This is a genomic window from Hydrogenophaga sp. 2FB (assembly GCF_005503365.1).
Taxonomy (GTDB): domain Bacteria; phylum Pseudomonadota; class Gammaproteobacteria; order Burkholderiales; family Burkholderiaceae_C; genus Hydrogenophaga.
The window spans coordinates 23,319-30,562 of record NZ_SCML01000069.1 but is presented as its reverse complement, the minus strand read 5'-3'; the positions used below and the strand labels follow the sequence as shown (position 1 = coordinate 30,562).

At 63.0% G+C, this 7,244-nt stretch carries 9 protein-coding genes; all 9 read left to right on the top strand.

Annotation, left to right across the window (positions count from 1 at the left end; all coding sequences use genetic code 11):
- The coding region (locus FFS09_RS27385) for a DUF4148 domain-containing protein (protein ID WP_137922069.1) at positions 1 to 242 on the top strand (242 nt) is incomplete at its 5' end.
- A 228-nt stretch (positions 243 to 470) separates the two neighbouring features.
- Positions 471 to 731: a heavy-metal-associated domain-containing protein gene (locus FFS09_RS27380; protein WP_043387409.1), complete on the top strand. Its 261-nt coding sequence runs from the start codon at positions 471 to 473 to the stop codon at positions 729 to 731.
- A gap of 532 nt (positions 732 to 1,263) precedes the next feature.
- Positions 1,264 to 1,581 carry a CopK family periplasmic copper-binding protein gene (locus FFS09_RS27375; RefSeq protein ID WP_137922068.1) on the top strand — a complete coding sequence of 106 codons (318 nt, stop codon included), beginning with the start codon at positions 1,264 to 1,266 and terminating at the stop codon, positions 1,579 to 1,581.
- A 495-nt stretch (positions 1,582 to 2,076) separates the two neighbouring features.
- Positions 2,077 to 2,511 (top strand): hypothetical protein, encoded by a 435-nt coding sequence (locus tag FFS09_RS27370; RefSeq protein ID WP_137922067.1) that lies wholly within the window; start codon positions 2,077 to 2,079, stop codon positions 2,509 to 2,511.
- Between the two features lie 202 nt (positions 2,512 to 2,713).
- On the top strand, positions 2,714 to 3,040 hold the full coding sequence (locus tag FFS09_RS27365) for a DUF2933 domain-containing protein (RefSeq protein WP_137922066.1): 327 nt from the start codon (positions 2,714 to 2,716) through the stop codon (positions 3,038 to 3,040).
- An 18-nt stretch (positions 3,041 to 3,058) separates the two neighbouring features.
- Positions 3,059 to 3,358, top strand: coding sequence for a heavy-metal-associated domain-containing protein (locus FFS09_RS27360; RefSeq protein WP_003090284.1), 300 nt, complete (start codon positions 3,059 to 3,061; stop codon positions 3,356 to 3,358).
- 8 nt (positions 3,359 to 3,366) lie between these two features.
- Positions 3,367 to 5,034, top strand: coding sequence for a DUF3141 domain-containing protein (locus FFS09_RS27355; RefSeq protein ID WP_137922070.1), 1,668 nt, complete (start codon positions 3,367 to 3,369; stop codon positions 5,032 to 5,034).
- Between the two features lie 295 nt (positions 5,035 to 5,329).
- On the top strand, positions 5,330 to 6,463 hold the full coding sequence (locus FFS09_RS27350) for an acetate/propionate family kinase (protein ID WP_031687137.1): 1,134 nt from the start codon (positions 5,330 to 5,332) through the stop codon (positions 6,461 to 6,463).
- A 217-nt stretch (positions 6,464 to 6,680) separates the two neighbouring features.
- Positions 6,681 to 7,133 carry a MerR family transcriptional regulator gene (locus FFS09_RS27345; protein WP_009516039.1) on the top strand — a complete coding sequence of 151 codons (453 nt, stop codon included), beginning with the start codon at positions 6,681 to 6,683 and terminating at the stop codon, positions 7,131 to 7,133.
- The last annotated feature ends 111 nt before the right edge of the window (positions 7,134 to 7,244 follow it).

Genomic DNA, 7,244 nt, shown 5'->3' with positions numbered 1-7,244 from the left:
GCGACGAAGTCGGCGTGGTCGTTCACGCGGATCACTTCAAGAGCGAGAAAACCCGTGCGCAGGTCCGAGCCGAGGCCGAGGCTGCGGTACAGCAGGGACTCCTCAATTTCGGCGAGGGCAGCTACCCGCCTCCGGTGCCCAGTGCCGGACCGGGCAAGACGCGCGAAGAAGTGGTTCGCGAGCTGCTGAGCGAGACGCCGGCGGAGCGGAACGCACGCATGCAGCTCTACAGTGGAGGCTGATTGTCGGTTAGGGCGAACGGCGGAGAGCCGAAGAGCATCCAACCTCGTACAAGATGAAGCCGCCGCGCAGCGCCGCGGCGGCTTCACTTTACGAGATGCTCGATGAGAAGCCCAGCGTCTGCTCCGCTTGGAGTGGGCCCTCGATGGGAGGCCAGAAACTGACACTTGACATTGCCACGATGGCAAGGTCTAGAGTCAGCAGCACCTAACCACTGACGGAGAGAACCAATGCTTGCATTCGAAGTGAACGATATGACCTGCGGCCATTGCGCCAGCACCATCACCAAGGCGGTCAAGACCATCGACCCAGGTGCAGATGTCCAGGTCGACCTGGGCCGCCATTTGGTGAGCGTGGCAACCGATGCGAACGCGGGCATCGTCCAGAAGGCGATTGCCGACGCTGGGTATTCGCCCGCTCAGGTGAACGCGCCGGCTGCTGCGCCGGCATCCGCTGTCAAGCGAGGGGGCTGCTGCGGCTCCTGCCACTGATTGCGGGGCAAGAGCCTGCACGCTCACGTGAGCCTGTCTGGGCGGACTACTATGGTCTGGCCGACCGTTCCTTCGGCGCAAGGCCCACCGTTGACCCGCGTGTCCCCGTTTGAAAGAGCGCGGGTGGAGCTTGAACTGATGGCCGTGGCATTTCAGTCGATGTCGTCGACCAAGGTGGTGCAGCCGCGTGGATGTCTCTGAGCGCTCGGGCACGGAACAGCTCGGGCTGTACTACTTCGGTTGACGGCACGCATGCAGAGCCCCGTCCGCGTGGCCAAAATCAGGTGCTTGATGTGCGAGTGGCCCAGGGCTCGTGTGCCAACGTCGCCCGGCTTGCTCGGTGAACACGCCTTGGATGAGCCATTTACTGCGAGCGGGAAGTCCTATGACGAGCCGGTGGTCCAAGGGCTTTCGGCGGGAGCATGCCGTTTCGGTGTGTTCGCTGCTTGCAGAGCCTGTCTCTTTGGGGACGCCGCATTAACGCAATGTAATCATGGCGCAATCGCTTGGAAAGCGACAAGCTCCTACAGTGATGACGCGACGCAAGTTGCCGTCGTTTCACAAAGGAGCTGATCATGAAGTCCTCGCCACTCTGTTGGGCGCGCTTTCCGCACCGGTGTTCGCCGGTGATGCCGCAGTCCAGGCTGCCAAGGAGATGATTCCGTTGGCCGATGGAGGAACGCTCTACATCTTCAAAGACGGCCTCATGGCGCAGGAAGACCGTTTTGGCCGCGCGACGTATCAGAAGATCGGTACGTCCGTGGTTGCGAAGGACGGCCGGAACATCGCCATCACCAGCAATGAAGTTGCACGCCTCTACTCTTTGCTTCAGAAGGGGCATCGCGGCTGACTCAGCGGCACTCGGCTGAGCTTGTGTCGCAGCCTTATAGGTCTACATACGGGCTGTGAGGCCACCGGCGTTGCGCGCCGCGAGCATCTCGGATGGTCATTGGGGCGAGAGGTTCGGCGGGGCCTGAAGACAAACACGTTGGTGGTGCCCGTACGAATGTTGCAGAGGGGGCAACAGAGGGCGCCGTCACAGACGCGCTGGACTCGCTTCTTCCTCATCGCCGCGTCAGGCGATCTCGCGTGACGGGCGCTTCGGGCGGGTGCGGTGGGGTCAGGAGCAGAGGTCTTGGTAGTCCCTACGTTGGCAGACCGGTGGCGCAAGCTCGGCCTGCGTATGGAATGCAACCTTCCCCATGCGCCGAACTTCGGCTTTCCCCGCCCGGACTATTTCTGTAGTCCGTAGTCAGGTACGGAATGGAAGTTTGACTAACATCAAAGAACTGGAGTGGATCTGGTTCTATTCTGAGCCTCAAACTACGCTTGCCTTACATCAACCATGCTTCGCAACCGCCGCCAACTTCGCCGCTGGGCCATCCAGGTGCTCCTGGTGTGGTTGTTCGGCATCGTGACGGGGATCGCGCACGCATGCGCCGTACGGATCGTGGATGACCAGCGTGGGTCAGCTGACCCCCATCACGAAGCGGCGGCTGTCGACCGCACGTCACATTCGCATGCCCAAGCTCTTGTTTCTGACGCAGATACAGGTGAGCAAGCGAACTGCCTTGATTTCTGCGAGAAGGTCTCGTTGAGCGCCCAGCCGTTGAAGGGCAAACTGGACCCGAATGCGGAGGCTCTCGCGACGGCCGTCCTCTTAAGCGCGTCCCCCGATCTGGTTGACTGGCCCGCAGCCACATTTGTGCGGCTGGGCGACGCGATTCAGCAGCACCGAGGCCCCCCGCTGCGGATTGCACTCCAGCGGTTGGCTCTATAGCCACTCAGATTCTCTCGACGTCTGCGCCCCCGCTGCCAGGGATCGGGGCATCTGCCCCGGTGCTGAGCGCAACGCTGTTTAGCTGTTGGCCTGGTCGCCGTACATCCCCCAGTCGAGCGCCCGGCCTCAAGACGGCAACCCGTGCACGACCACGGGAGATTCCACGAACCATCAGATCCCATCCTCACCAAGGAGCACCGTCATGACCCTGCCATACGACCCGAAGCAGAACGGTCGAAACAGCCCGAACTGGTCTCGCATCAACCAGTGGCTGCTGTGGCTCGGCCTCGCCGCCGCCGTTGCCTGGATGTTCTACCGCCACAACGCCCATCTTCTGCAACTGCTTCCCTTCCTCTTCATCCTCGCCTGTCCGTTGATGCACATCTTCGGCCATGGCAGTCACGGCGCACATGGCGGTCATGACCATCAAGATCAGCCGCCTCGGGGCGATGAAGAGGGTTCGCCTGCGCGCCAATCAGACGACCGGAGCCGCCCGAAATCCGTCGGCCAGTCCGGGCACCACCACTGAAACCACCGGAGCATCATCATGGAAACCATCGAACTCAAGGTTGCCGGCATGACCTGCGCCTCCTGCGCGAACTCGGTCAGCAAGGCGCTCAAGCGCGTAGCTGGTGTGCAAGACGTGCATGTCGATCTCGCTCGCGGCGCAGCGAGTGTCACCGGCGACCAGACGGCCCAGAAGACGCCTGAGCTGATCGCGGCCTTAGCTGCCGCGGGCTACGAGGCATCCGCTGATTCCTCGCCGGGCATTGCGGCGGGTGCCGGTGCCTCCCATGCGCCGGCCGCTGCCCGTTCAAAGGGGCATGGCGGCTGCTGCTGCCGCTGATGGACGCCATGGACGCACGCACGAACTCCCAGGGTATCGCCGCCGCACCGCTTGGGCTCTTTGCTGCCTACTGGGGCGACATGCTGTGGCGGACCGTCGCGTCCGGCGAAGCGCTGAGACAGCGCGCCAACAACATGACCGAACACGAAGCGGCGGGTATGCCGCCGCTGCTCCACTTCGAGTCAGAGCAGGTGGCTGACGGCCACGACTTGCAACCGGCGAGCAACTACCGGCTCCTGCGTGTCACTCGCTGTGGCACCGACGCCTTGGAGAAGCATGTGCGCAAAGGCGCCGCGCCGGTGCTGGTGGTCGATCCACGCGCCGGCCATGGCCCTGGCATTGGCGGCTTCAAACGCGATTCTGAAGTTGGCATGGCACTGCTCGAAGGCCATCCCGTGTACTTCGTAGTGTTCGATCCGGAGCCCGTCGAGGGCCAGACCATGGGCGCAGTCGTCCAGACCCTGGCCACATTCATCGACATGGTGGCCAAGCGCCACCGAGGCAAGGCCCCGATCGTCTACGGCAACTGCCAAGGCGGTTGGGCGATCACGCTGGCGCTGTCGCACTGCGAGCACCGTGCCGCCTTGGCAGTGCTCAATGGCTCGCCGCTGTCGTACTGGGCAGGCGAGAGAGGCGTCAACCCCATGCGGCTGCTCGGTGGGTTCACGGGCGGCATCTGGCCGGCGCACTGGGTGTCGGACCTCGGCGCCGGGCGATTCGACGGTGCCTGGCTGGTCCAGAACTTCGAGGCGTTGCGGCCCGAGGGCGTGTTCAAGAAATACGACACGCTCTTCGCGCAGCCGGAGACTGAGCGCGATCGTTTCCTGGAGTTCGAGCGTTGGTGGAATGGCTTCTACCAGCTTGCACGCGAGGAAATGTTGTCGATCGCAGGCGATCTTTTCGTAGGTAATCACCTGGAGAGCGGCGAGGTCGTGGTCGATGGCCACTGCCGCGCGGATCTCAGCCGCATTGGCGCACCGCTGGTAGTCTTTTGCTCCAACGGCGACAACATCACACCGCCCCACCAGGCGCTCGGCTGGCTCAAAGCGGTATATCCGACGACCGCAGACCTGGTGGCGGCGGGCCAGCGCGTGGTGTACCTGCTGCACCAACATGTTGGCCACCTTGGCATCTTCGTCTCCGCGGGGGTGGCGCGACGCGAGCACCGCGCCATCTTGCATCATGCCGAATCGATCCAGGCACTCAAGCCTGGACTCTACGAGATGGTTCTGGAGGACAGCGCCTCTTCGGAGTCGGCCGCCGCTGCGCAGTTCCAGCCGCGGCGGCTGGAAGACCTGCCTTACGACGCCAACCCGGCGGGGTTCGACAAGGTCGAAGCACTTTCGGAGATCACCGAGCGCTTCTATTCGCAGTGGGTGTCGCCGTGGGTCCGCTTCGCCGTCACCCCCGACTCGGCTCGTGAACTTCGCGCGCTGCACCCCATGCGCGTCAGTCGCAAGGTCTGGTCCGAGCAGGTGACCCCGGCCCTGGCGCTGCTGCCATGGGTGCAACGATGGCTTGAGCAGTGGGGTGCGCAGGATCCCCATCGGGCCGAAAATCCTTGGTATCAGCTTGAGCGAACTGGTGCAGACGCGATTGGGCAGGCCATGGAATCATGGCGCAAGAGCCGGGACCTGTGGGCTGAGCTTGTGTTCGAGCAGGCCTATGCCAACTGAACGACCCTCCACTGTGGCTGCAAAAAGAGACGCTCACGGGTCGCAAGCAGCACGCTCCTTGTCGGAGGCGATGCGCCTGCCACGGCCGATTCCGCTTTTCAGCGTCGTCCAGGCACGGATCAAAGTTGGATTCTCCCGTATCACCACGCCAGCAACGGCGCTACAGCATCGGAAGCATGGGCCTGATCGGCGGCCTCGCGTGCTGCTAGCGCCGAGCGAAACTTGGCAATTCGATCTGATGAACGTTGCCAATGGCGGCGACGTCGGCACTGACCGGCGCTGACGGAGCTCCGACATGCGCGTCCTCGCCATCAATGCCGGCAGTGCGACCCTGAAGTTCGGAGTTTTCGAGTCGGCTCGTACCTTGCCATTGATCGACTCGGCGATTGATCATCCTGCGGTGGATGCTGCGACCTTCGAGGAGATCGAGCGGCACTTGCACAGGGCGGGTGTCACAACGATCGATGGCATTGGTCACCGCGTCGCACACGGTGGCCCACTGTTGAGCAACGCGGTGCTCGTGGATGAAGAAGTCGAACGCGAGATCGGCAAGGCTTCGGCTCTGGCGCCGCATCACAATCCTGCCGCATTGGCCGGCATACGCCTGACCCGTGAGCGTTGGCCCGGCGTGCGCCACGTCGCGGTCTTCGACACCGCTTTCCATGACGACATGCCCGAATACGCCCATTCCTATGCTGTTCCGCCATCGTGGCGCGCGGCAGGGGTACGGAGATACGGCTTCCATGGCCTGTCCCACCAGGGTGTACTGGCCGCCGTCAGCACCGAGCTGAAACGGCCGCCGTCAGAACTTCGTATCGTGAGCTGCCACATTGGAAGCGGCGCCAGCGTCTGCGCGATCGATCGCGGAAGGTCGATCGATACATCGATGGGAATGACCGCGCTTGAAGGTCTTGTGATGGGCACGCGCTGTGGAGACCTCGACCCTGGCGTACCCGGCTTCGTCGCACGCGCACTGGGTTTGACGTTGGCGCAGATCGAGGCGGCACTTTACAGCGACAGTGGACTCAAAGGATTGTCGGGTGAGAGTTCGGACCTGCGGATTGTGGAGAAGCGCGCGGGAGAAGGAGTCGCAGCCGCCCAACTGGCATTGCAGGTACACGCGTACCGCGTGCGCAAGTACATCGGCGCCTACGCCGCCGCGATGGGCGGTTGCGATGCTGTGGCCTTCACTGGCGGAGCTGGAGAAAATTCGGCCGCGTTGCGTCGGCGCATCGTTGATGGCCTGGAGTTCATCGGCCTGGAACTAGACGAAGAGCGCAATCGCGCCTACTCGCCCAACACTGAAGTCGCCCAGTTGCAGTCATCCCGATCCGCCGTCGCCGTGCTGGTGGTTCAAGCACGCGAGCAGTTAGCGATCGCGCGTGAGACGTTCCGAGCGCTGAATGACCAGGCAAGTGGTTTGGTATAGGCAATGAACTGGGACAAGACCACGATAAGTCTTCCTCCGGGCCGGGAGCCACGCCCGTTGATGCTCGCGCCGAAGATGGTCCAGTTGCCCATCCAACCGCACGTTGAAGGAAGAAACGGAGCGGTTCAGACACCGGGCCCTTGACCCATGTGCAGCACCTGGGTTCAAACTCTCTCGAAAGTGAAGGGATTCAAGACAACCTTGCTGGAGGATGGTGATGCAACTCATTGAATGCGCCAAGGCGGCAGGCGTCACACCGGACACGTTGCGTCACTACCTTCGGGTGGGGCTTGTGGTGCCCGATGGCCGGGGCACGAACGGCTACCGCGCATTCTCGGATCGAAGCGTCGCCCGGGTGCGTTTCATACGCAATGCATTGGCCCTCGGCTTCACGCTCAAGGACGCTGCAGAGTTTGTCGAGATGAGCCAGCGCGGTGCATCGCCTTGTCCGCGCGCGCGGGCGCTGCTGAGCGAACGGCTTGACGAGCAGGCCCGGCGGCTGAAGGAGGCGACGGATTTGCATCGCCGCATGCAGCAGGCAGAGCGCGACTGGAAGCGGCTGCCGGACGGCGTCCCGGATGGCCATTCCGTCTGCGGCTTGATCGAAGGAGCGGATGCGGACGTTCAGCGCAATTCGGTGCGCGCGAAGTCCCGTCGTGTACGCGCATGAATCGCTCTGATCATCGTCGACATTCCCCGGCATCACGACGCTCTACGTACATGCGGTGCAGCGGTTGTGGTCGTGCCGATCACGCCAGCGCCAAGTGTGAGTCGTCTATCC

Bases quoted from the DNA above. Each gene is read 5' to 3' on its own strand.
- FFS09_RS27365 (WP_137922066.1), top strand. From the start codon at position 2,714: ATGACCCTGCCATACGACCCGAAGCAGAACGGTCGAAACAGCCCGAAC.
- FFS09_RS27355 (WP_137922070.1), top strand. From the start codon at position 3,367: ATGGACGCACGCACGAACTCCCAGGGTATCGCCGCCGCACCGCTTGGG.
- FFS09_RS27375 (WP_137922068.1), top strand. From the start codon at position 1,264: ATGACGCGACGCAAGTTGCCGTCGTTTCACAAAGGAGCTGATCATGAA.
- FFS09_RS27350 (WP_031687137.1), top strand. From the start codon at position 5,330: ATGCGCGTCCTCGCCATCAATGCCGGCAGTGCGACCCTGAAGTTCGGA.
- FFS09_RS27345 (WP_009516039.1), top strand. From the start codon at position 6,681: ATGCAACTCATTGAATGCGCCAAGGCGGCAGGCGTCACACCGGACACG.
- FFS09_RS27380 (WP_043387409.1), top strand. From the start codon at position 471: ATGCTTGCATTCGAAGTGAACGATATGACCTGCGGCCATTGCGCCAGC.
- FFS09_RS27360 (WP_003090284.1), top strand. From the start codon at position 3,059: ATGGAAACCATCGAACTCAAGGTTGCCGGCATGACCTGCGCCTCCTGC.
- FFS09_RS27370 (WP_137922067.1), top strand. From the start codon at position 2,077: ATGCTTCGCAACCGCCGCCAACTTCGCCGCTGGGCCATCCAGGTGCTC.